Annotated in this window: 19 protein-coding genes, 10 tRNA genes and 3 rRNA genes; 29 read left to right on the top strand and 3 right to left on the bottom strand. The window is 45.2% G+C overall.

The genetic code is table 11. From position 1 onward, the window contains the following. Positions 1-6 precede the first annotated feature (6 nt). From A0O21_RS07585 to A0O21_RS07515, 15 genes are all read left to right on the top strand, one after another. Positions 7-843, top strand: a complete 837-nt coding sequence (locus tag A0O21_RS07585; protein WP_067063792.1) for an alpha/beta fold hydrolase — start codon at positions 7-9, stop codon at positions 841-843. Position 844: 1 nt separating this feature from the next. After that, positions 845-1,699 carry an SDR family NAD(P)-dependent oxidoreductase gene (locus A0O21_RS07580; RefSeq protein WP_067063789.1) on the top strand — a complete coding sequence of 285 codons (855 nt, stop codon included), beginning with the start codon at positions 845-847 and terminating at the stop codon, positions 1,697-1,699. 360 nt (positions 1,700-2,059) lie between these two features. Further along, positions 2,060-3,616: ribosomal RNA gene (locus A0O21_RS07575) — 16S ribosomal RNA — on the top strand. 50 nt (positions 3,617-3,666) lie between these two features. Next, a tRNA-Ala gene (locus A0O21_RS07570) sits at positions 3,667-3,739 on the top strand. A 209-nt stretch (positions 3,740-3,948) separates the two neighbouring features. Then, positions 3,949-6,850: ribosomal RNA gene (locus A0O21_RS07565) — 23S ribosomal RNA — on the top strand. 69 nt (positions 6,851-6,919) lie between these two features. After that, positions 6,920-7,035, top strand: a 5S ribosomal RNA gene (rrf, locus tag A0O21_RS07560). Together the 16S, 23S and 5S rRNA genes with 10 tRNA genes alongside form the textbook arrangement of a ribosomal RNA operon. Positions 7,036-7,133: 98 nt before the next feature. Further along, positions 7,134-7,206: transfer RNA gene (locus A0O21_RS07555), tRNA-Val, on the top strand. Between the two features lie 5 nt (positions 7,207-7,211). Further along, a tRNA-Asp gene (locus A0O21_RS07550) sits at positions 7,212-7,284 on the top strand. A 31-nt stretch (positions 7,285-7,315) separates the two neighbouring features. Continuing rightward, a tRNA-Lys gene (locus A0O21_RS07545) sits at positions 7,316-7,388 on the top strand. An 8-nt stretch (positions 7,389-7,396) separates the two neighbouring features. Next, positions 7,397-7,479 (top strand) — tRNA-Leu (locus A0O21_RS07540). A 6-nt stretch (positions 7,480-7,485) separates the two neighbouring features. Further along, positions 7,486-7,558, top strand: a tRNA-Thr gene (locus A0O21_RS07535). Positions 7,559-7,560: 2 nt separating this feature from the next. Further along, positions 7,561-7,632 (top strand) — tRNA-Gly (locus A0O21_RS07530). 12 nt (positions 7,633-7,644) lie between these two features. Further along, positions 7,645-7,730, top strand: a tRNA-Leu gene (locus tag A0O21_RS07525). A 13-nt stretch (positions 7,731-7,743) separates the two neighbouring features. After that, a tRNA-Arg gene (locus A0O21_RS07520) sits at positions 7,744-7,817 on the top strand. 2 nt (positions 7,818-7,819) lie between these two features. Continuing rightward, positions 7,820-7,893: transfer RNA gene (locus A0O21_RS07515), tRNA-Pro, on the top strand. A 132-nt stretch (positions 7,894-8,025) separates the two neighbouring features. On the opposite strand, the gene A0O21_RS07510 is transcribed toward A0O21_RS07515, so the two are convergent. Next, a complete protein-coding gene (locus A0O21_RS07510) occupies positions 8,026-9,387 on the bottom strand; it encodes an aspartate kinase (RefSeq protein WP_067063786.1) in 1,362 nt (453 codons plus the stop codon). Between the two features lie 300 nt (positions 9,388-9,687). Here A0O21_RS07510 and A0O21_RS07505 point away from each other — a divergent pair, with 300 nt between their 5' ends. From A0O21_RS07505 to A0O21_RS07440, 14 genes are all read left to right on the top strand, one after another. Continuing rightward, positions 9,688-10,479: an enoyl-CoA hydratase gene (locus A0O21_RS07505; RefSeq protein WP_067063782.1), complete on the top strand. Its 792-nt coding sequence runs from the start codon at positions 9,688-9,690 to the stop codon at positions 10,477-10,479. A gap of 96 nt (positions 10,480-10,575) precedes the next feature. Further along, positions 10,576-11,010, top strand: coding sequence for a fatty acid biosynthesis transcriptional regulator FabT (gene fabT, locus A0O21_RS07500; protein WP_067063778.1), 435 nt, complete (start codon positions 10,576-10,578; stop codon positions 11,008-11,010). Next, positions 11,010-11,984 carry a beta-ketoacyl-ACP synthase III gene (locus A0O21_RS07495; RefSeq protein ID WP_067063774.1) on the top strand — a complete coding sequence of 325 codons (975 nt, stop codon included), beginning with the start codon at positions 11,010-11,012 and terminating at the stop codon, positions 11,982-11,984. Before fabT ends, A0O21_RS07495 begins: the two co-directional genes overlap by 1 nt. A gap of 55 nt (positions 11,985-12,039) precedes the next feature. After that, the gene (locus tag A0O21_RS07490; protein WP_067063769.1) at positions 12,040-12,264 is read left to right on the top strand and encodes an acyl carrier protein; all 225 of its coding nucleotides are present in this window, start codon (positions 12,040-12,042) and stop codon (positions 12,262-12,264) included. A 99-nt stretch (positions 12,265-12,363) separates the two neighbouring features. Then, entirely contained in the window at positions 12,364-13,329 is a 966-nt protein-coding gene (fabK, locus tag A0O21_RS07485; RefSeq protein ID WP_067063766.1) for an enoyl-[acyl-carrier-protein] reductase FabK, read from the top strand. After that, entirely contained in the window at positions 13,330-14,256 is a 927-nt protein-coding gene (gene fabD, locus A0O21_RS07480; protein WP_067063762.1) for an ACP S-malonyltransferase, read from the top strand. It abuts the gene before it with no gap. Positions 14,257-14,267: 11 nt separating this feature from the next. Next, a complete protein-coding gene (fabG, locus tag A0O21_RS07475; protein WP_067063759.1) occupies positions 14,268-14,999 on the top strand; it encodes a 3-oxoacyl-[acyl-carrier-protein] reductase in 732 nt (243 codons plus the stop codon). Between the two features lie 93 nt (positions 15,000-15,092). Further along, positions 15,093-16,325 (top strand): beta-ketoacyl-ACP synthase II, encoded by a 1,233-nt coding sequence (gene fabF, locus A0O21_RS07470; protein WP_067063754.1) that lies wholly within the window; start codon positions 15,093-15,095, stop codon positions 16,323-16,325. Between the two features lie 2 nt (positions 16,326-16,327). Next, the gene (gene accB / locus A0O21_RS07465) at positions 16,328-16,819 is read left to right on the top strand and encodes an acetyl-CoA carboxylase biotin carboxyl carrier protein (RefSeq protein WP_067063751.1); all 492 of its coding nucleotides are present in this window, start codon (positions 16,328-16,330) and stop codon (positions 16,817-16,819) included. After that, complete coding sequence (fabZ, locus tag A0O21_RS07460; RefSeq protein WP_067063747.1) at positions 16,816-17,238, top strand: 3-hydroxyacyl-ACP dehydratase FabZ; 423 nt, start codon at positions 16,816-16,818, stop codon at positions 17,236-17,238. The genes accB and fabZ overlap by 4 nt, the downstream gene beginning before the upstream one ends. 35 nt (positions 17,239-17,273) lie before the next feature. Next, positions 17,274-18,641, top strand: a complete 1,368-nt coding sequence (locus A0O21_RS07455) for an acetyl-CoA carboxylase biotin carboxylase subunit (protein ID WP_067063743.1) — start codon at positions 17,274-17,276, stop codon at positions 18,639-18,641. A 15-nt stretch (positions 18,642-18,656) separates the two neighbouring features. Next, positions 18,657-19,523, top strand: coding sequence for an acetyl-CoA carboxylase, carboxyltransferase subunit beta (accD, locus tag A0O21_RS07450; protein WP_067063739.1), 867 nt, complete (start codon positions 18,657-18,659; stop codon positions 19,521-19,523). Next, a complete protein-coding gene (locus A0O21_RS07445) occupies positions 19,520-20,290 on the top strand; it encodes an acetyl-CoA carboxylase carboxyl transferase subunit alpha (RefSeq protein ID WP_067063735.1) in 771 nt (256 codons plus the stop codon). Before accD ends, A0O21_RS07445 begins: the two co-directional genes overlap by 4 nt. A 143-nt stretch (positions 20,291-20,433) precedes the next feature. Further along, positions 20,434-21,063, top strand: coding sequence for a ribonuclease P (locus tag A0O21_RS07440; RefSeq protein ID WP_067063732.1), 630 nt, complete (start codon positions 20,434-20,436; stop codon positions 21,061-21,063). A gap of 99 nt (positions 21,064-21,162) precedes the next feature. Here the strand turns inward: A0O21_RS07440 and A0O21_RS07435 are convergent, their stop codons facing one another. Together A0O21_RS07435 and serS are read right to left on the bottom strand one after the other, a co-directional pair. Beyond that, positions 21,163-21,819 (bottom strand): hypothetical protein, encoded by a 657-nt coding sequence (locus A0O21_RS07435; protein ID WP_067063728.1) that lies wholly within the window; start codon positions 21,817-21,819, stop codon positions 21,163-21,165. A gap of 131 nt (positions 21,820-21,950) precedes the next feature. Continuing rightward, complete coding sequence (gene serS, locus A0O21_RS07430; protein WP_067063725.1) at positions 21,951-23,231, bottom strand: serine--tRNA ligase; 1,281 nt, start codon at positions 23,229-23,231, stop codon at positions 21,951-21,953. Positions 23,232-23,454: the final 223 nt, after the last annotated feature.

Here is a 23,454-nt window from a genome sequence, read left to right as displayed (position 1 = left end):
GAAAGAATGTCTTATATTACAAGTAAAAATCAGTATCTAATGGTTGCGGGCAATCAGATTGCCTATAGGGAATTAGGGAAAGGAAAGTCAGAATTTCCTTTGGTTATGCTGGTCCATCTTGCAGCAACCTTGGATAATTGGGATCCTAAATTATTAGACTTATTAGCTGAGAAGCAGCACGTCATTGTTCTAGATTTGCCTGGAGTGGGAGCCAGTCAAGGTAAGGTGGCTCCGAGCATTCCTGAAATGGCAGAACAGACTATCGCTATCGTGCAGGAACTGGGATACAAAAGGATTAATCTGCTTGGATTATCTATGGGTGGAATGATTGCTCAGGAAATAGTCCGTACTAATAACAGTTTGGTTAATCGTCTGATATTAGCAGGGACAGGACCCCGTGGGGGGAAGGAAATGGATAAGGTGACAGGAAAGACTTTTCGTTATATGCTAAAAGCAGGTCTGCAAGGTGTCGATCCCAAGCGCTATATTTTCTATAATCATGATGAAGAAGGCGGAGTCGAAGCAGAGCGAGTCTTAAGTCGTATGGTTACAAGAAAAACAGAAGCTCAAGATAAAAAAATGGCCGTTACAGGTTTTCTGACACAGTTGAGAGCAATTAAACGCTGGGGCAAAGCAGCACAGGATGATCTGAGCTACATCGGCCAGCCAACTCTGATTGTTAATGGCGATAAGGATATGCAAGTGCCGACAGAAAATTCTTATGATATGCATCAAAAGATTGCAAATAGCCAATTGATTATTTATCCTAAGGCAGGGCACGGTTCTATTTTTCAATACGCAGACGAGTTTTCAAAGGCATTGTCAGACTTTTTGGAGGAGTAGCATGACAAAAACAATTTTAATTACAGGCTCTACAGACGGTATCGGCAAACATCTAGCTTTAAAATTAGCTAGTGAAGGACATGAAATCATCCTTCATGGGCGAAACAGTGAAAAGCTGGCAGCCGCACTCCGAGATGTTAAAGCCTCATCTTCGAACAGCCGTGTTTCGGCTTACTTGGCTGACTTTTCCAGCATGACGGATGTTTACCGCTTTGTCAGAGAAATTAAAAACCATTTTACACAGATTGATGTCCTAATTAACAATGCAGGGCTATATTCAGGAGCAGAACGCCTAGCTACATCAGAAAACATTGAAATCACTTTTATGCTATCTGTCATGGTGCCTTATATCTTGACAAAAGAACTCCAGCCGCTTCTTGAACATTCGAACGGAGGCCGTGTTATCAACACCTCCTCTTACATGCATCATTTTGCAGAACCCCAAGGACTTGATTTTGGATTTGAAAAGAAATACAGTCCTAAACTGGCCTACGATACCTCTAAACTGTATACAATTTGGCTGACACGGTATCAGGCACATCAGTTTCATTTACAAGGTTCAAAAATCACTGTTAACGCCTACCATCCAGGTTTAATAGCCACGAATTTAGTTAAAGGTTCAAAAGCGACAAAAGACTCCGAAACCAGCAAACTTTTGTCTAAGGCAAAAGGATTGGATGAAGGAATTAAGACAGGTTATTTTCTGGCGCTTTCCCCTGAAGTATCTGACCTAAGCGGAGCTTACTTTGATGACATGAAATTGGCGCCTGTCTCTGAAAAAGAATTTTCATTTGAGAAAGCCAAACAGCTGATTGATTACTGTGATCAAAAAATAGCGATGTTTAACAGCAATTGATTAAATACCAGCTTGCAGTTCTTGCTGCTGATAAAAAAACTATCTTTCTGTCTCTTGTATTGAGGCAGAAGATTTTTTTGATTGTAGCTGTCAAAATACAAAAACCCCTTGACAACAACTTGTAAGAGATGCTATACTAATTGAGCTGTCAGAGAGAGCTCAGGGCAGAGTTAAGGTTGAGGAAAAAGGGAAAAAAGTCCTTGACAGCTTTGTTCTGATTTGCTAGAATAAAGGAGTTGTCTGAAAAGTGGCAGCGTTGACCTTTGAGAACTGAATAAGACCAAGACGTGCGGGTTAAGGAATTAACCTGTCAAAATAAAAAACTGTCAGCGACAGACAAAGAACGAGTAACGTTCAAATTCGAATGAGAGTTTGATCCTGGCTCAGGACGAACGCTGGCGGCGTGCCTAATACATGCAAGTGGAACGCACAGTTTGTTGATTAACGTGTTAATGGACAGATTAGTGAGTCGCGAACGGGTGAGTAACGCGTAGGTAACCTTTCTCTCAGCGGGGGATAACTATTGGAAACGATAGCTAATACCGCATAAGATTTTTTAACGCCTGTTAGAGGATTAAAAGGAGCACTAGCATCACTGAGAGATGGACCTGCGTTGTATTAGCTAGTTGGTAGGGTAGAGGCCTACCAAGGCGATGATACATAGCCGGCCTGAGAGGGTGAACGGCCACACTGGGACTGAGACACGGCCCAGACTCCTACGGGAGGCAGCAGTAGGGAATCTTCGGCAATGGGGGGAACCCTGACCGAGCAACGCCGCGTGAGTGAAGAAGGAATTCGTTTCGTAAAGCTCTGTTGTATGAGAAGAACGGGTGTGAGAGTGGAAAGTTCACACTGTGACGGTATCATACGAGGAAGGGACGGCTAACTACGTGCCAGCAGCCGCGGTAATACGTAGGTCCCGAGCGTTGTCCGGATTTATTGGGCGTAAAGGGAGCGCAGGCGGTTTCGTAAGTCAGAAGTCAAAGGCATTGGCTTAACCAATGTATGCTTTTGAAACTGCGGGACTTGAGTACAGAAGGGGAGAGTGGAATTCCATGTGTAGCGGTGAAATGCGTAGATATATGGAGGAACACCGGCGGCGAAAGCGGCTCTCTGGTCTGTTACTGACGCTGAGGCTCGAAAGCGTGGGGAGCAAACAGGATTAGATACCCTGGTAGTCCACGCCGTAAACGCTGAGTGCTAGGTGTTAGGCCCTATCCGGGGCTTAGTGCCGGAGCTAACGCAATAAGCACTCCGCCTGGGGAGTACGACCGCAAGGTTGAAACTCAAAGGAATTGACGGGGGCCCGCACAAGCGGTGGAGCATGTGGTTTAATTCGAAGCAACGCGAAGAACCTTACCAGGTCTTGACATCCCTCTGACAGGACTAGAGATAGTTTTTTCTTTCGGGACAGAGGAGACAGGTGGTGCATGGTTGTCGTCAGCTCGTGTCGTGAGATGTTGGGTTAAGTCCCGCAACGAGCGCAACCCTTATGGTTAGTTACCATCATTAAGTTGGGGACTCTAGCCAGACTGCCGGTAATAAACCGGAGGAAGGTGGGGATGACGTCAAATCATCATGCCCCTTATGACCTGGGCTACACACGTGCTACAATGGTTGGTACAACGAGTTGCGAGTCGGTGACGGCCAGCTAATCTCTGAAAGCCAATCTCAGTTCGGATTGGAGGCTGCAACTCGCCTCCATGAAGTCGGAATCGCTAGTAATCGCGGATCAGCACGCCGCGGTGAATACGTTCCCGGGCCTTGTACACACCGCCCGTCACACCACGAGAGTTTGTAACACCCGAAGTCGGTGAGGTAACCTAATGGAGCCAGCCGCCGAAGGTGGGATAGATGATTGGGGTGAAGTCGTAACAAGGTAGCCGTATCGGAAGGTGCGGCTGGATCACCTCCTTTCTAAGGAAATGGATGCACGTTGCGGTCTTATTTAGTTTTGAGAGGTCAAGGGGGCCTTAGCTCAGCTGGGAGAGCGCCTGCTTTGCACGCAGGAGGTCAGCGGTTCGATCCCGCTAGGCTCCATAATCTAGGGGATTGAGTGATGAGGGTTAGCGCGAGTAAGCCGTTAGTCATGAGATGCGCCTAGATGAATCACCTAGATAAATCGCTGTGCGGTTTATCGACTAGTCCATTGAAAATTGAATACCTCAACCCATTTATGATGGTTTAGACCATGATAGATGGCAAGAAAAGAAACCGAAACGCTGAAAAAAACCGAGAAACGAGAATAAGGTTAAGTTAGTAAGGGCGCACGGTGGATGCCTAGGCACTAGGAGCCGAAGAAGGACGTGACGAACGACGAAATGCTTTGGGGAGCTGTAAGTAAGCGAAGATCCAGAGATGTCCGAATGGGGGAACCCGTCAGGTACAGCCTGACATCCCTGCCTGTTAAGGGCAGAGGAAGGAAGACGCGGTGAACTGAAACATCTCAGTAGCTGCAGGAAGAGAAAGCAAAAGCGATTGCCTGAGTAGCGGCGAGCGAAAGGGCAGGAGGGCAAACCGGAGTGTTTACACTTCGGGGTTGAAGGACTGCAGAGTGGTTTTAATGATGATAGAAGAATGATCTGGGAAGGTCAGCCAGAGAGAGTAAGAGCCTCGTATTTGAAATGATGATTAAGACCAAGCAGAATCCTGAGTACGGCGAGACACGAGGAATCTCGTCGGAATCTGGGAGGCCCATCTCCCAACCCTAAATACTCCCTAGTGACCGATAGTGAACCAGTACCGTGAGGGAAAGGTGAAAAGAACCCCGGAAGGGGAGTGAAAGAGCCCCTGAAACCGTGTGCTTACAAGAAGTTCGAGCCCGTTAATGGGTGAGAGCGTGCCTTTTGTAGAATGAACCGGCGAGTGACGTTTAGATGCGAGGTTAAGTTGAAGAGACGGAGCCGTAGGGAAACCGAGTCTGAAAAGGGCGAGAAGTATCTGGATGTCGACCCGAAACCAAGTGACCTACCCATGAGCAGGGTGAAGGTGCGGTAAAGCGCACTGGAGGCCCGCACCAGGGCACGTTGAAAAGTGCTTGGATGACTTGTGGGTAGCGGAGAAATTCCAAACGAACTTGGAGATAGCTGGTTCTCTCCGAAATAGCTTTAGGGCTAGCGTCGGGCGAAGAATGATGGAGGTAGAGCACTGTTTGGGTAAGGGGTCCTTCTCGGATTACCAAACTCAGATAAACTCCGAATGCCATAGATTTATGCCCGGCAGTCAGACTGCGAGTGCTAAGATCCGTAGTCGAAAGGGAAACAGCCCAGACCACCAGCTAAGGTCCCCAAATAACTATTAAGTGGAAAAGGATGTGGGGGTGCAGAGACAACTAGGATGTTAGCTTAGAAGCAGCTATTCATTCAAAGAGTGCGTAATAGCTCACTAGTCGAGTGCCCCTGCGCCGAAAATGTACCGGGGCTGAAATAGTTTACCGAAGCTGTGGATACCTTTTAGAAGGTATGGTAGGAGAGCGTTCTATAGGCGGCGAAGGTGTACCGTGAGGAGCACTGGAGCGTATAGAAGTGAGAATGCCGGTATGAGTAGCGCAAGACAGGTGAGAATCCTGTCCACCGTAAGACTAAGGCTTCCAGGGGAAGGTTCGTCCGCCCTGGGTTAGTCGGGACCTAAGGAGAGACCGACAGGTGTATCCGATGGGCAACAGGTTGATATTCCTGTACTGGTATCAGGAGTGAAGGAGGGACGCAGGAGGCTAGCTCAACCGGACGACTGGAAGAGTCCGGCCAAGCAGTAAGATGAGATAGGAGTCAAATGCTTCTATCGGGAACATTGAGCTGTTAAGGGGAGCGAAGATTAGTAGCGAAGTGAGTGATGTCCCACTGCCAAGAAAAGCTTCTAGCGGCGAATGATACCACCCGTACCGCAAACCGACACAGGTAGTCGAGGCGAGTAGCCTCAGGTGAGCGAGCGAACTCTCGTTAAGGAACTCGGCAAAATGACCCCGTAACTTCGGGAGAAGGGGTGCTGACTGAGAGGTCAGCCGCAGTGAAGAGGCCCAAGCAACTGTTTATCAAAAACACAGCTCTCTGCGAAATCGCAAGATGAAGTATAGGGGGTGACGCCTGCCCGGTGCTGGAAGGTTAAGAGGAGCGCTTAGGAGTAGTCCGAAGGTGTGAATTGAAGCCCCAGTAAACGGCGGCCGTAACTATAACGGTCCTAAGGTAGCGAAATTCCTTGTCGGGTAAGTTCCGACCCGCACGAAAGGCGTAATGATTTGGGCGCTGTCTCAACGAGAGACTCGGTGAAATTTTAGTACCTGTGAAGATGCAGGTTACCCGCGACAGGACGGAAAGACCCCATGGAGCTTTACTGCAGTTTGATATTGCGTATCTGTAAGACATGTACAGGATAGGTAGGAGCCAAAGAAGGAGGGACGCTAGTTTCTCTGGAGGCGTTGTTGGGATACTACCCTTGTGTTATGGCTACTCTAACCCGGTAGGTTAATCATCTACGGAGACAGTGTCTGACGGGCAGTTTGACTGGGGCGGTCGCCTCCTAAAAGGTAACGGAGGCGCCCAAAGGTTCCCTCAGATTGGATGGAAATCAATCGCAGAGTGTAAAGGCAGAAGGGAGCTTGACTGCGAGAGCTACAACTCGAGCAGGGACGAAAGTCGGGCTTAGTGATCCGGTGGCACCGCATGGAAGGGCCATCGCTCAACGGATAAAAGCTACCCTGGGGATAACAGGCTTATCTCCCCCAAGAGTTCACATCGACGGGGAGGTTTGGCACCTCGATGTCGGCTCGTCGCATCCTGGGGCTGAAGTCGGTCCCAAGGGTTGGGCTGTTCGCCCATTAAAGCGGCACGCGAGCTGGGTTCAGAACGTCGTGAGACAGTTCGGTCCCTATCCGTCGCGGGCGTAGGAAATTTGCGAGGGGCTGCTCCTAGTACGAGAGGACCGGAGTGGACTTACCGCTGGTGTACCAGTTGTTCTGCCAAGGGCACAGCTGGGTAGCTAAGTAGGGGAAGGATAAACGCTGAAAGCATCTAAGTGTGAAGCCTGCCTCAAGATGAGATTTCCCATAACGTTAGTTAATAAGAGCCCTGAGAGACGAACAGGTAGATAGGCTGGGAGTGTAATTAGTGTGAGCTATTGAGCGGACCAGTACTAATAGCTCGAGGACTTAACCGAGAGGTTAGGAGCGGACGGTTTTAGGAGGTATTCAATTTTGAATGGACTAGTTTTTTAGTTCAGACCGAGTTAAGTGACGCTAGCCTAGGGGATACACCTGTACCCATGCCGACCACAGTCGTTAAGCCCTAGTACGCCGGAAGTAGTTGGGGGTTTCCCCCTGCGAGATAAGGGAGTTGCTTAGCTAGGGGGGAGTTTAGCTCAGCTAAGTCGAACAGTGTTCGGCTTTGTCGCAGCGATTAGCGCACGACAGGGGCCCAGGTTGAGCTAAACTCTCATTCAAGGGAGTTTAGCTCAGCTGGGAGAGCATCTGCCTTACAAGCAGAGGGTCAGCGGTTCGATCCCGTTAACTCCCATAGGAGGTCCCGTGGTGTAGCGGTTATCACGTCGCCCTGTCACGGCGAAGATCGCGGGTTCAATTCCCGTCGGGACCGTTGGAATAGGAAAAGTCCAAAGAGAGAGAAGGACTCGTTAGCTCAGTTGGTAGAGCATCTGACTTTTAATCAGAGGGTCACTGGTTCGAGCCCAGTACGGGTCATAGAGACAGCGGGTGTGGCGGAATTGGCAGACGCACCAGATTTAGGATCTGGCGCTTAGGAAGCGTGGGGGTTCAAGTCCCTTCACCCGCATGAAAGGCCGGCTTAGCTCAGTTGGTAGAGCATCTGATTTGTAATCAGAGGGTCGCGTGTTCAAGTCATGTAGCCGGCATAGCGAACGTAGTTCAGAGGTAGAACATCACCTTGCCAAGGTGGGGGTCGCGGGTTCGAATCCCGTCGTTCGCTTTCTTTAAGATGGCCGGGGTGGCGGAACTGGCAGACGCACAGGACTTAAAATCCTGGGATGTAGTGACATCGTACCGGTTCGATTCCGGTCCTCGGCATATTAAAGAGAAGGCACCCTTGGCTCAACTGGATAGAGTACCTGACTACGAATCAGGCGGTTGCAGGTTCGAATCCTGCAGGGTGCATACGGGAAGTAGCTCAGCTTGGTAGAGCACTTGGTTTGGGACCAAGGGGCCGCAGGTTCGAATCCTGTCTTCCCGATGCCTTTTTAAGGATTGATGTTTTTTTCTTGAACTCCTGAAAGAGTTCTTTTTATCTTAGCAAAAAAAACAGCCCACTGTCTGCTCGAATAAGCAACAGTGGGCTGTTTTTGATTGAGCTAAAAAGACTGGATTAGCTGTCTTCCCGAGGGAAAAATGCACGATAGAGTGCGCGGACAGCCTTTTTCTCGTTTTCGGTTTTGATAACAAACATAACGGAGACTTCACTGGAGCCTTGAGATATCATTTCCAAATTGATATTGCTGTCTGATAAGGCTTTGGTTGCTGTTGCAGTGACACCGATATGACTCTTCATATTCTCGCCGACAAGCATAATGATAGAAAGGTCGCGTTCAATGTCAACATGATCCACCTCAAGTTTGCGTGTAAGCTGAGAAACAATTTCTTCTTCTTTGATCGGTGTCAGTTCACGTTCGCGCAGAACAATGGACATGTCGTCAATTCCGGTCGGTATGTGCTCCCACCGAATATTGAGTTCTTCCAAAATCTGCATAACCTTGCGACCAAAACCTACTTCTCGGTTCATCAAATATTTTGAAAGGTTGATGCTGACGAAGTCATCGTCGCCGGCAATGCCGACAACCGGCAGGCCATTGCTGCGGCGTTTTAGGACAATTTTAGTTCCGGGGTGCTGTGGGTTATTTGTGTTTTTGATAACGAGGGGAATCTTTCCTCTATAAGCTGGGATTAGAGCTTCATCATGAAGAACGGTAAACCCGGCATAGGCAAGTTCCCGCATTTCTCTGTAGGTAAGTTCTGTGATTGAATCCGGTTTTCTGACAACTCCTGGATGGGCAGCAAAGATGCCGTCTACATCAGTGAAATTTTCATAAAGATCTGCTTTAACACCGGCAGCTAGAATGGATCCTGTGATGTCAGAGCCACCACGCGAAAAAGTACAGATTTGATTATTGGCTGTTACGCCAAAAAAGCCAGGGATAACAAGGATATCATCCTCATTTCTCAATTCTTCTAATTTATCATAGCTGGATGGTAAAATGCGAGCGTTGCCTGGCTCACTGGAGACGATGATGCCTGCTTCTCTGGGGTGGAGATAACGCGCTGACAGACCGTTTTTCCGAAAGAAAGCTGCGATGAGCTTAGCATTATTATCTTCACCGGCAGCCAGGAAAGTGTCGTAAAGAAAAGGGTTGCCTTCTATGGGAAGTGTTGCCAATTTTGTGATGGATTCTGAAATTTTTTCCAAGATTGAATAATCTAAATTCAACTCATCAACAATTGTTTTATAGCGTTGGATAATCCAATTTTGCCGCTCAGTGACATCTTGATCAGATGTATAGGCACGATAATATCTAATTAAGGCATCAGTAACTTTGATGTCGTCAGAATGCCGTTTCCCCGGAGCGGAAACTATAACAAAACGACGCTCTTCATCTGATTTTATAATATCAAGTACTTTTTTCAGCTGTTCTGCAGAAGCCAGAGAGCTGCCACCGAATTTAACGACTTTCATATGATCTCCATTAACTGTTTTTTAAATAAATTATAGCAGAATTTAAGGCAGGTGTCAGTACTTTGTCAGAAAAGATGCGCTGTTTTCATTTGATCTGAACATTCAAATAAGGAAACAGCAAAAAAGCATGTCAATGAGAATTGGCTGTCTGATCTGTCTTTTACAATTTACCTAATCGCTTAGTTGCGTCTAACTTGACTAAAAATAGCCGGAACTTTTTACCTTGCGTTTAGCTTTTTTTTTGTGTAAAATAAAAATAATTTGACTGTCAAACTTTTTAGCATATTTTGGAGGAAAAACATGCCTTATAATGGAATTCTTTATAATGTTGATGATGAAGTGGCTACATTGACTTTTAATCGGCCGGATGTGTCAAATGGTTTTAATATTCCGGTCTGTCAGGAAATTTTAGATGCTCTGGCTAAAGCAGAAAAAGATAAGCAGGTCAAATTGCTGATTATTAATGCTATTGGCAAGGTCTTTTCTGTCGGAGGAGACTTGGTTGAAATGCAGCGTGCAGTGGATGCCGATGATGTTCAGTCTTTAGTGCTGATTGCTGAGCTGGTCAATAAGATTTCCTATGCCATAAAACGTTTGCCTAAACCGGTTGTCATGAGTATTGACGGTGCAGTGGCCGGAGCAGCTGCTAATATGGCAGTAGCAGCTGATTTTGTTGTTGCCACCATTCAAACAAAATTTATTCAGGCTTTTGTCAATGTTGGTTTAGCCCCTGATGCCGGCGGTTTGTTTTTGATGAGCCGTGCTATCGGTATAACACGCGCTACGCAGCTGGCTATGACTGGAGAGGGCCTGTCAGCAGAAAAAGCGCTGGATTATGGTATTGTTTACCGCTTATGTGAAAGTGAAAAACTGGAGCGCACAACGAAGCAGCTAGTTAAACGGCTCCTGCGCGGTTCTATTAACTCCTACCGCGCGATTAAAGAAATGGTCTGGGCCTCTTCATTTTCCGGCTGGGAAGACTATGCGCAAACAGAATTAAGCTTGCAGGAAGAACTGGCCTTTAAAGAGGATTTTAAAGAAGGGGTAAGGGCCTACAGTGAAAGAAGACGGCCTAAATTTACAGGTAAGTAAGTAAATAGTCCTTTATTTTCAGAAAAAAATATTGTAAAATGTTTTGAGTTTTGCTATACTTTGAATGTCAAATTTTATTTGCAAGGGGGTAAGGTCTTGGAATATGACAAAATAAACGAGTATCTTGTTGATATTTTCAATAGAGTTCAGGTCATTGAAGAAATCAGTTTGAAAACCAGCCGGTTTAACGACGTTTCTTTAAAAGAGATGCATACTATTGAAATTATTGGAAAACAAAACAATGTGACACCAAGTGACATTGCTCGTGAATTGATGTTAACTCTCGGGACTGTTACCACCAGCTTAAATAAATTGGAGACAAAGGGCTATATTGAAAGAATACGTTCGACAACAGACCGGCGTGTTGTTCATTTACGCCTGACTAAAAAGGGACGGCTCCTGAATCGGCTGCATAGTAAATTTCATAGATCGATGGTCACTCATATCGTGGAAGGACTGGACAGCGATGAAATAGATACTTTGATCCGAGGTTTGAGCAATCTCCATAAATTTCTGGAGGAATTAGTGTAATGACATTTGCAAAAATCACACAGGCAGCCCATTTTGTCCCAGAACAGGTAGTCAGTAACGATGATCTAGCAAAGATTATGGATACAAGTGATGAGTGGATTGCTTCCCGGACCGGTATTCGCAGGCGTCATATCAGTAAGTCTGAAACAACAAGTGAATTGGCAACCCGTGTTGCTGAAAAATTGCTGCAGCAGGCTGATATAAAGGCTGCAGAGCTTGATTTTATTGTTATAGCTACAATTACGCCGGATTCTCTGATGCCATCTACTGCTGCTCGGGTTCAGGCTAATATCGGGGCTGAAAATGCCTTTGCTTTTGATGTAGCAGCTGCCTGCAGCGGCTTTGTATTTGCTCTCTCAGCCGCTCAAAAATTATTGGAGGGCGGTTCTTATCAAAAAGGGCTGGTTATCGGTGCTGAGACGCTCTCAAAAACCTTGGATTGGTCTGACAGAAGGACAGCTGTTTTGTTTGGCGACGGCGCAGGCGGTGTTCTTTTGGAGAGGAGTGCAGAAAAGTCTTTTCTTGCTGAGTCGCTTCATTCTGACGGGAAACGCGGTAAAAGTCTTTCTTCTGGAGTTGCGGCGCTCGAGTCACCTTTTTCTGAAAAAGGTGAAGATGATAAATTTTTAAAGATGGACGGACGGGCCATTTTCGATTTTGCCATCAGAGATGTGGCGCAAAGTATTGTCAGTCTGCTTGCAGAGTCGGATATACCGGCTGAATCGATCGATTATTTTCTTTTGCATCAGGCTAATAACCGTATTCTAGATAAGATGGCTAAGAAAATGGGGATTGAGCGGGAGAAATTTCCGGCCAATATGATGGAATACGGTAACACCAGCGCGGCCAGTATCCCTATCTTACTGTCCGAATGCATTCAGGACAATATTATTAAATTAGACGGTTCTCAGACGATTTTACTCGCTGGTTTTGGCGGGGGTTTGACATGGGGCTCACTAATTGTTAAAATCTAGTTATATCTTGTGCAACCGCACATTATAAAAATATTTATTTTAAGGAGAAATAATCATGGCAGTATTTGAAAAAGTACAAGAAATTATCGTAGAGGAACTCGGTAAAGAAACCGAAGAAGTGAAAGCAGAAACAACTTTTGATGAGCTTGATGCTGACTCACTTGATGTTTTTCAAGTTATTTCAGAAATTGAAGATGAATTCGATATCCAAATCGAAACTGAAGATGGTCTCAATACAGTAGGTGATTTAGTCGCTTACGTTGAAGAAAAAACAAAATAATAAGAAGATTTGAGAGTATTCGTGGCCGAATATTCTCTCTTCTTATTTTGATAGTTTGATTGTCAAATTATTAAAAGCTACACTTAGAAGGTTGAGTAAATGAAAACAAGAATTACAGAATTATTAAATATTAAATATCCTATCTTTCAAGGAGGTATGGCCTGGGTTGCAGATGGTGACTTGGCCGGTGCGGTGTCGAATGCCGGCGGTCTCGGTATCATTGGCGGCGGGAATGCACCCAAAGAAGTTGTAAAAGCTAATATTGATAAAGTAAAATCAATTACTGATAAGCCTTTTGGTGTAAATATAATGCTGCTATCCCCATTTGCTGAAGATATTGTTGACCTAGTTATTGAAGAAGGTGTTAAAGTTGTCACAACAGGAGCCGGCAATCCAGGGAAATATATCGAACGTTTTCATGAGGCAGGAATCACAGTCATTCCTGTTGTTCCCAGTGTAGCCTTGGCAAAACGGATGGAAAAATTAGGGGCAGATGCTATTGTTGCTGAGGGTATGGAAGCCGGCGGCCATATCGGAAAACTGACCACAATGACTTTGGTGCGGCAGGTTGCTGCAGCCGTTGATATTCCAGTAATCGGTGCCGGCGGAGTTGCTGACGGCCGGGGTATGGCTGCAGCATTTATGCTTGGAGCTGAAGCTGTTCAAGTCGGTACGCGTTTTGTGGTCGCTAAGGAATCCAATGCGCATCAAAACTTTAAAAATAAAATTCTGAAAGCAAAAGACATCGATACTGTTATTTCCGCACAAGTAGTTGGACATCCGGTAAGAGCTATAAAAAACAAACTGTCAACAGCCTATGCTAATGCAGAAAAGGATTATCTGCGCGGCGTCAAAGATGAACAGGAAATCGAAGAGCTCGGTGCTGGTGCTTTGCGCAATGCTGTTGTTGACGGTGATGTTGAAAATGGTTCAGTAATGGCCGGTCAAATTGCAGGTTTTGTTAACAAGGAAGAAAGCTGCAAGGAAATTTTAGAGGACTTGTATTATGGTGCTGCGGAGATTATAAAGGCAGAAGCAGCACGCTGGACTGATATGGAGAATTAAATGACGAAAACAGCATTTTTATTTGCCGGACAAGGAGCACAGAAACGCGGTATGGCAGCTGATTTGTGTGAAGCTTATCCTCTTGTTCAGGAAACTTTTACAAAGGCTGCCCGCATCTTGGGCTATGATCTCCGGGACTTAATTGATCATGATGAAACTAAGCTGAATCAAACCAGATATACGCAGCCTGCTATCTTGACGACTTCTGTTGCTATCTACAGACTGCTGCAGGAAAACGGCTTTTCTGCAGATATGGTTGCTGGTTTATCCTTAGGAGAATACTCTGCTTTAGTGGCTGCTGGCAGTTTAAGTTTTGAGGAGGCATTAGTCTTAGTCGCAAAACGCGGCCAATTTATGGAAACTGCTGCACCGCTAGGAACGGGCAAGATGGTAGCTGTTATGAATACAGAATCTTCAGTCATTGAAGCAATATGCCGAAAAGCTGCTGTCAAAGGTATTGTCAGTCCAGCTAATTACAATACTCCCAGTCAGATTGTCATCGGCGGAGAGGCTGAAGCTGTAGATTATGCTGTAGAATTGCTCAAAGAGGCTGGTGTCAAGCGGCTGATACCGCTTAAGGTTTCTGGTCCCTTTCATACAGCGCTTTTAAAACCAGCCAGCGAGCAGTTGGCGGCAGAATTAGAACATGTTTCCTTTAAACCTTTCCAGATTCCTTTGGTTGGGAATACTGAAGCTGCTGTTATGGAAGCATCGGACATCAAAAAGCTTTTAGCCCGACAAGTTATGGAACCGGTACGTTTTTATGAATCAATTGCTGTTATGAGAGCTTCAGGGGTCGAAAACTTTATTGAAATCGGTCCGGGTAAAGTCTTAAGCGGCTTTGTCAGGAAAATTGATAAGAGTTTATCGGTCGCACATGTTGAGGATCTTGAAAGTTTTCAGTCATTGGTCAGTAAAAATAAATAGAGAGGATGCTTATGGAAATTCAAAATAAAAATGCTTTTATCACTGGTTCAACACGAGGTATTGGTCTAGCTACTGCTCATAAATTTGCTGCCTTGGGTGCTAATATTGTTTTGAACGGTCGATCTGCTATTAAAGAGGAATTATTGGCTGAATTTGCATCTTATGATGTCAAAGTCATTGCCGTCTCAGGAGATGTTTCGGATTATGCTGATGCCAAACGTATGGCTCAGGAAGCTCAGGAAAAGCTGGGTAATATTGATATCTTGGTTAATAATGCCGGTATCACTAATGATAAATTAATGTTAAAAATGACTGAAGCTGATTTTGAGGCCGTTTTAAAAGTTAATCTTACCGGAGCTTTTAATATGACACAGTCAGTCTTAAAGCCGATGACAAAAGCCCGTCAGGGTGCTATTATTAATATGTCCAGTGTTGTCGGCCTGACTGGGAACGTCGGGCAGGCAAATTATGCTGCTTCAAAGGCAGGACTTCTCGGTTTTACTAAATCAGTCGCTCGTGAAGTCGCTGCGCGCGGAGTGCGTGTAAATGCTATTGCGCCAGGCTTCATTGAGTCGGATATGACCGATGCTATTCCTGATAAGATGAAAGAAAGTATGCTGACCCAGATACCGATGAAGCGTATCGGAAAGGCTGAAGAAGTAGCTGAAGTGGCGGCTTTCTTGGCTCAGCAGGATTATCTTACAGGTCAGGTTATTGCTATTGACGGCGGTATGACGATGTAGAGGGCATTGCCACTGAAGGTCTTCACCTGTCGGCCGCATCTGCTTTTGGGAGAATGATCTCCGATTATGATAAACAAAGAAGGGTTTAGAAATATGACATTTAACAGAGTTGTTGTTACAGGTTATGGTGTAACATCGCCAATCGGCAATACGCCAGAAGAGTTTTGGAATAGTTTGGAAAACGGTCAAATTGGGATTGGTCCAATCACAAAATTTGATACATCAGACATTCCTGTCCATAATGCCGGTGAAATCAAGGATTTCCCTTTTGATAAATATTTTGTGCGAAAAGATAAGAATCGGATGGATATGTACTCAATTTACGCCATCTATGCCACATTGGAAGCATTATCCCATGCTAATTTGGATATGGAGGCTGTAGATAGAGATCGTACCGGTGTCATTGTTTCCAGCGGTATCGGTGGCTTGCAGGAAATGCAGGAGCAAATTATCCGTATGCATGAAAAAGGGATTAAACGGATCCAGCCCATGTTTGTTCCAAAAGCTCTTTCAAATATGGCAGCCGGCAATATTGCCTTGCGTATCGGTGCTAAGGGGGTCTGCAAGTCTATTACTACAGCCTGCGCTTCAGCTAATGATGCGATTGGCGAAGCTTTCCGCGAAATTAAATTTGGTTTTCAAGATGTTGTTTTGGCAGGCGGTGCAGAATGCACAATCAATGAAATCGGCATCGGCGGTTTCAATGCTTTAACAGCCTTGTCAACAACTGAAGATCCCAGTCGTTCGGCTATTCCTTTTGATAAGGACCGCAATGGTTTTGTTATGGGAGAAGGGGCCGGTGTCTTGGTTCTTGAAAGTCTTGAACATGCTCAAAAACGGGGAGCAACTATTCTGGCAGAAATTGTCGGATATGGCAATACCTGCGATGCTTACCACCAAACCAGTCCGGCTCCTGATGGTTCCGGCGCTGCAAAAGCTATGAAACTGGCTATTAAAGAAGCTGGTATTGCAGCGGCAGATATTGATTATGTCAATGCTCACGGAACTTCAACTCAGGCTAATGAAAAAGGGGAAAGCCAAGCGATTGTTGCTGTCCTCGGTAAGGAAGTCCCTGTTTCTTCTACTAAATCATTTACCGGCCATCTCTTGGGGGCAGCCGGCGGTGTAGAAGCAATTGCGACAATTGAGGCTATTCGCCATCATTTTGTACCTATGACTGCCGGAACCAAAGAATTATCAGACGACATTGAAGCGAATGTTGTTTACGGTCAAGGTCAGCCTGCTGATATTAAGTATGCTCTGTCCAATACTTTTGGTTTTGGCGGACACAATGCGGTAACAGCCTTCAAGCGCTGGGAGGATTAATTTTGAATATTGAAGAAATTAAAGATTTGATGGCGCAGTTTGATCATTCAAGCCTTAAAGAATTTTCTTATCGCAACGCAGGTGATGAATTGACGTTTAGTAAAAACACGCCTGTAGCGGCAGCTCCTTTGGGGAATATCCCGGTTTCGGCAGCTCCTCTTGCAGAAGGAACTGCTGAAGAAGCGGCTGTTTTGCCTGCAGCTTCTGAAACAAGCGAGACTGACTCGGACTTGAAGCCACAGGCTGCAGCAGATGCTGAAGGTGAACTGATTGAAAGCCCGCTTGTCGGTGTGGCCTATATGGCTCCTGCGCCGGATAAACCGCCTTTTATATCTGTCGGGGACAGAGTTAAAAAGGGACAGACCTTGCTGATTATTGAAGCGATGAAAGTCATGAATGAAATTCCAGCACCGCGTGACGGAGTGGTTACAGAAATTCTGGCTGTGAATGAAAAGGTTATTGAGTTTGGTGAAGGGTTGGTACGTATAAAATGATTGATATCAATGCTATTCGTGAAGCGCTGCCTCACCGCTATCCTATGCTGTTGGTTGACCGAGTCATCAAAGCGGAAGACGATGAGATTGTTGCTTTGAAAAATGTGACAATCAATGAACCGTTCTTTGATGGACATTTTCCTCAATATCCGGTTATGCCGGGGGTCTTGATTATGGAAGCATTGGCCCAGACTGCTGGTGTTTTGGAGCTGTCTAAAGAGGAAAACAAGGGGAAACTGGTTTTTTATGCCGGAATGGATAAGGTAAAATTTAAAAAGCAGGTCGTTCCGGGCGATCAGCTGGTTATGACAGCGAAGTTTATCAAACGCCGCGGACGGATTGCTGTTGTTGAAGCAAAGGCAGAAGTGGATGGTCGCTTAGCCGCCAGCGGGACTTTGACTTTTGCAATCGGCAGCTGATCAAAACTGCGGATAAAAGGAGAAATGCAGCCACTATGTTTAAGAAAATGTTAATTGCCAATCGTGGCGAAATTGCAGTACGTATTATTCGTGCGGCGCGTGAGCTTGGGATTACAACAGTTGCCGTCTATTCAGAGGCAGACAGGGAGGCTCTCCACACTAACTTGGCTGACGAAGCGATTTGCATCGGTCCGGCTAAATCAACAGACTCTTATCTCAATATGAACTCTGTTTTATCAGCAGCTATTGTTTCTGGGGCAGAGGCTATCCATCCGGGATTTGGTTTTTTAAGTGAGAATGCCAAATTTGCAACCATGTGCGAAGAAATGAACATTAAATTTATCGGTCCTGCAGGCTCCATAATGGAGAAAATGGGAGATAAGATTAATGCGCGTGCCGAGATGATTAAGGCTGATGTTCCTGTTATCCCTGGTTCTTCCGGTGAAGTAGTCACCGCAGAGGAAGCTCTTGAGATTGCTGACAGTGTTGGCTATCCGGTAATGCTGAAAGCTTCGGCAGGCGGAGGCGGCAAGGGTATTCGCAAAGTGAACAAAAAAGAAGACCTTGTTCCTGCCTTTGAAGCAGCCTCTCAGGAAGCTTTGGCTGCTTTCGGAAACGGTGCGATGTATATCGAAAAAGTAATTTATCCGGCCCGTCATATTGAAGTACAGATTTTAGGGGACAGTTTCGGACATATTGTGCATTTGGGGGAGAGAGACTGCTCTTTGCAGAGGAATAACCAAAAAGTGCTGGAAGAAAGTCCCTCAGTCGCTATCGGACCTACGCTTCGGCAGAAAATGGGAGAGGCTGCCGTCCGTGCAGCGCAGGCTGTTGCCTATGAAAGTGCCGGGACAATCGAATTTCTTTTAGATGAAAAATCCGGTCAATTCTTTTTTATGGAGATGAATACCCGTGTCCAGGTTGAACACCCTGTGACTGAGTTTGTAACAGGAATTGATATTATTAAAGAGCAAATTAAAATTGCTTCCGGGGAAGCTCTGTCCTATAAACAGGAGGAGATTACAATTGAGGGGCATGCTATCGAGTGCCGAATCAATGCTGAAAATCCTGATTTTAATTTTGCTCCCAGTCCCGGCAAAATTACAGACCTTTACCTGCCTGGCGGCGGTGTCGGCCTGCGCGTTGATTCTGCTGTTTACCCCGGCTACACTATTCCTCCCTACTATGACAGTATGATTGCTAAAGTCATTGTTCACGGGGAAAACCGCTTTGATGCGCTTATGAAGATGCAGCGTGCCCTGTATGAATTAGAGATTGAAGGTGTTGTGACCAATACGGACTTTCAATTGGATTTGATTTCTGACAGCCATGTTATTGCAGGAGATTATGATACGTCTTTCCTGATGGAAACATTCCTGCCAAATTATCATAAAAAGGATTAATAGGAGGGCGGTTTCATGGCTTTATTTAGTAAAAAAGATAAATATATTAGGATAAATCCTAATCATTCTGTAAAGGGAGAGACGCCAAGGGACGCTCCGGAAGTTCCTGATGAGCTCTTTGCCAAATGCCCGGCCTGTAAGCATATGATCTACCAAAAAGATTTGGGGCCTGCTAAAATTTGTCCGTCTTGTTCCTACAATTTTCGGATTTCAGCTCAGGAACGGCTGGCTATCACAGTAGATGATGGATCTTTTGAGGAAATGTTTACAGGAATCCAGACAAAAAATCCCTTAAAATTTCCTGATTATGAGGAGAAATTGGCACAAGCCAGAGAAAAAACCGGCCTAGATGAAGCCGTTTTGACAGGCCGGGCTGTGATTAAAGGCCAGCCAGCCGCACTTGCTGTTATGGATTCAAATTTTATCATGGCTAGCATGGGGACGGTAGTAGGTGAAAAAATAACCCGGCTTTTTGAATGGGCGCTCGATGAGAAACTGCCGGTTGTGATTTTTACAGCTTCTGGCGGTGCCCGCATGCAGGAAGGTATTATGAGTCTTATGCAGATGGCTAAAGTGTCTGCAGCCGTTCAGCGTCATGCCAATGCTGGTTTGTTTTATTTGACTGTTCTGACAGATCCTACTACCGGAGGTGTGACCGCAAGCTTTGCCATGGAAGGTGATATTATTCTGGCTGAGCCTCAAGCGTTAGTAGGATTTGCCGGACGGCGCGTAATCGAGACCACTGTCAGGGAAAGTCTGCCCGATGATTTTCAAAAAGCAGAGTTTTTATTGGAACATGGTTTTGTTGATGCTATTGTGAAACGAACAGAGCTGCCAGAAACCATTGCAAAATTACTGGAATTCCATGGAGGTAGCAGATGAGCGATGTCGCTAGAATTTTAAAAGAGGCGCGCAATCAAGGGCGGCTGACAGCCCTTGATTATGCGGAAAGCATTTTTGATGATTTCATGGAATTGCATGGGGATCGGCATTTTGCGGATGATGGTGCTGTTGTTGGCGGGCTTGCTCGCTTGGATGGCCGTCCAGTAACGGTTATAGGCATTCAGAAAGGAAAAAATCTGCAGGATAATTTGAAGCGGAATTTTGGCCAGCCTAATCCAGAAGGCTACCGAAAGGCTTTGCGGCTGATGAAGCAGGCAGAAAAGTTCGGCCGGCCGATCATTACCTTTATCAATACAGCCGGTGCTTATCCCGGTGTAGGTGCTGAAGAGCGAGGCCAGGGTGAAGCGATTGCTAAAAACCTTCTGGAAATGAGTGATTTGCAGGTCCCGATTATTGCTATCATTATTGGGGAAGGCGGTTCCGGTGGAGCTCTGGCCCTTGCGGTGGCTGATCAAGTCTGGATGCTGGAGCATACAATTTATGCAGTACTGAGTCCGGAAGGTTTTGCGTCGATCCTTTGGAAAGACGGAAGCCGAGCTACTGAGGCAGCTGAATTGATGAAAATTACAGCAGGGGAGTTGCTGAAGATGGGGGTGGTTGACCAAATTATCCCCGAACATGGGTATTTTTCCAGCGAAATTATTGAGCGCATTAAAACCGACCTTATCACAGAATTGGAAAAACTGTGTCAGCTGCCGACCGCAGACTTACTTGAAAAACGCTATCAGCGTTTCAGAAAGTATTAGTTTGCTTTACAATAGGAAAATAGGGCATGTCTGCCCTATTTTTTAAATACTAATTTTTTAGTCAATAGTGCTCTAAAAACGATATCTGCTTTTGCTGCCTGCTTGGTTTTATTATGAGGAACTTTTAAGAAAGGGAGAAGACAATGTATCAGGAAATCAACCGCTACCTTGCTTTTCAAGGAGCAAAATATATCAAACCCGAAAAGGCCGGGTCATTGGCTGAAGAGATGCTGGCCTTAAAAGAAGCTGGGCAGTCTGCCAGAAAAAGTTTTTCTGAAATTGCTGAAGCATTGAGTCTTAAATTGATTCCTTGGGAAATGGGCCGGGTCAGCAATTGGGCCAGTCAGGCACAAATCGCCCGTCCTCATTTTTGGTGCTATTACAAAGCTCCGGAGGATAAGCCGGATGATGTTGGCTTTGCCATTCGTCTGTATGGGCAAAAAGATGACTTTGGGCTGTCAGCTGAAGTGAGTTTTATCGAGCGGCTAAAATCTGAACAAACACTGTCTAAACAGCATCGCGTCTTAGAACTTCCCATCACACCCCCGCTTTATTATTTGGTCCAAGAGAAAAATAAAACTTACCGCTTGGCTGGAACTGAAGAAAACCGCAGATATTTGAAAAAACAAATTAAAGAAGGGAACATTCGCAAAGCTTTAGTTAAATATGATTTTCCGATTACCAAAGAGACGACTTTAGCCGATCTGACTGAGCAACTAAATCAGGCATTCAAAGTTTTACTGCCTTATTATGAGAGAAGTAAGAGTGTCTAGGACTGCTTTTGAAGAATAGATCTGTTTTCTGCTAAAATGGTTTTTCTTTGTCTCTTATTAGATGCCTGAATCTTTGCTTAGCCTGATTTTTTAAGATTATTATTTTTTCACGCTGTTCAATGTTATTTTGTGGCTTAAATGTCGCCATTGTTTTAGCAGCCAAATTGTTGATAAGATGATCGCCGTCAATAAGGGAAGGGGTTTTGAGCTTTGGTCGAAATAAGTACAGAATATTTGCATCAATCCAATAGCCAGCCCGCTGTATTTCCAAAAGGAGCGGGATAATAATCCGGACCAGGAAATCATAAAGAGCCCTAGTAAAATGTCGCATAAATGCCAGCTTGCATAAATTTCAGACAAAACCATTTGGAGGCTGTCGCCTGTGGCAACAGCTAAGCCATTAACAGGATAAATAATCCTGCCGGTTTTTAATACGATTAGGAGCCATGCTGTTAACATCAGTGCAAAGCTTGTCACCAGAAGTCCAGTCAGATTTTTTTTATTTTGAAAATATAGTCTGCGGGCACTGTAAAAAGAGCTTCCCAAAAGAATAGTCGATAGCATGAGTGATTCGTCTATGACCATCAGTAAACTGCTATGTTGTTCAACCGTTCGGTGCAAGGAATCTGTCAAATCCAGTTGGAGACTGAAATACAAATAGCCAATCCGAACCATCATATATATCAGAATACCGGCAAGAAAGGCTCCTGAGAATAGGAAATAGTCTTCTGTTTTGCTAAATGCCTGCTTTTTCATATTTTTCTCCCTTTCTCTGTTTTGCTGAAAGTAGATCTTCATTACAGATAAAACAAAAAGCCCTTTTCAGGCCTGAAGGAATCTGAGACTTACTGTCTCAGATCCTTTTTATTGATAAAGCGGCCATCAGATTAGGGCTTTTCACAAATCTTTTCCCTTCCTCCCATATAGGGTCTGAGGACTTCTGGGATGGTTACCGAACCATCTTCATTTTGGTAATTTTCCAAAATGGCTGCAACAGTCCGGCCAACGGCAAGTCCTGATCCATTGAGGGTGTGCAGCAGTTTCACTTTACCGTCAGCTTCATCACGGTAACGAATCTGAGCTCTGCGGGCTTGGAAATCTTCCGTATTGGAACAGCTGGAAATTTCCCGGTAAGTGTTCTGTGCTGGCAGCCAAACTTCCAAATCGTAAGTTTTGGCAGCCGAAAATCCCATATCTCCAGTGCATAGTACGATAACTCTGTAAGGGAGTTCTAGTTTTTTGAGAATGTTTTCTGCATTTGAAGTCATTTTTTCCAGTTCATCATAGGAATTCTCCGGTTTAGAAAATTTGACCATTTCAACTTTATGAAATTGATGCAGCCGAATCAGTCCGCGGGTATCACGGCCGGCCGAACCAGCTTCCGAACGAAAAGAAGGACTCATGGCTGTAAAATAAATGGGCAGTTCTTTGCCATCGAGAATCTCGTTTCGGTAGTAATTGGTCAGGGGGACTTCAGCAGTAGGAATCAGGACATAATCAGTATCAGCCAGCTCGAAAGTATCTTCCTTAAATTTCGGATATTGTCCGGTGCCAAACATAGATTCATGGTTAACCATATAAGGCGGAATCACTTCTGTATAGCCTTCCTTGGCGTGTTCATCAAGCATGAAATTGTAAACTGCTCTCTCCAGCTGAGCACCCAGCCCTTTGTAAAAAAGAAAGCGTGAACCTGTAACTTTACTGCCTCTTTCCCAGTCAAGAATATCCAGTTTCTCGCCAATATCCCAGTGGGCTTTAATATCAAATGTGAAATCTTTTGGCTGTCCCCAGCGGCGAATTTCGACATTTTCGCTTTCGTCAGTTCCGACAGGAACATCTTTGGCAGGGATATTAGGCAGTCCTGAAAGGATAGATTGCAGTTTTTCTTCAATTTCAGCTAACTGATGATCCAGTTTTTTTATATCTCCTGCTAATTTCTGCATATCTGCAATAGCCTGTGCAGGGTCTTCTTTTTGGCGCTTAGCTTGAGCAATAGCAGCAGAAGCTGTATTACGCTTAGCTTTGGCCGTTTCTGTTTGAACAAGCAGGCTGCGCCGCTCTTCATCAAGGGCTTTGAGGTCCTGCAGAATTTCTGCCTCAACACCGCGATTGGCTAAATCAGCAGCAAGAACGTCAAAATGTGTACGAATACGTTTAAGATCTAACATAGATTTCCTCCTGAAATAAACTATTGAGGCTGACATTATTCAGATAATACAGCCCCAGACAGTTGACTTGTCTGCGCTTTTTTGAATGACAAAAGACAGTAAACAGCCGGTCGAACGCTGTACTTTATTGTAAAAAGGATAACATAAGAATCCGAAAAATGTCTGTTCTGCTTTCCTAAACTTTGGCAGAGCCCAGTTTTTTAAAAAAATGATAAAAAAGCAC

It is taken from the genome of Streptococcus pantholopis, assembly GCF_001642085.1.
Taxonomy (GTDB): domain Bacteria; phylum Bacillota; class Bacilli; order Lactobacillales; family Streptococcaceae; genus Streptococcus; species Streptococcus pantholopis.
Note: the sequence above shows the minus strand (reverse complement) of the source record. Positions and strands in the feature narration are given on the sequence as shown.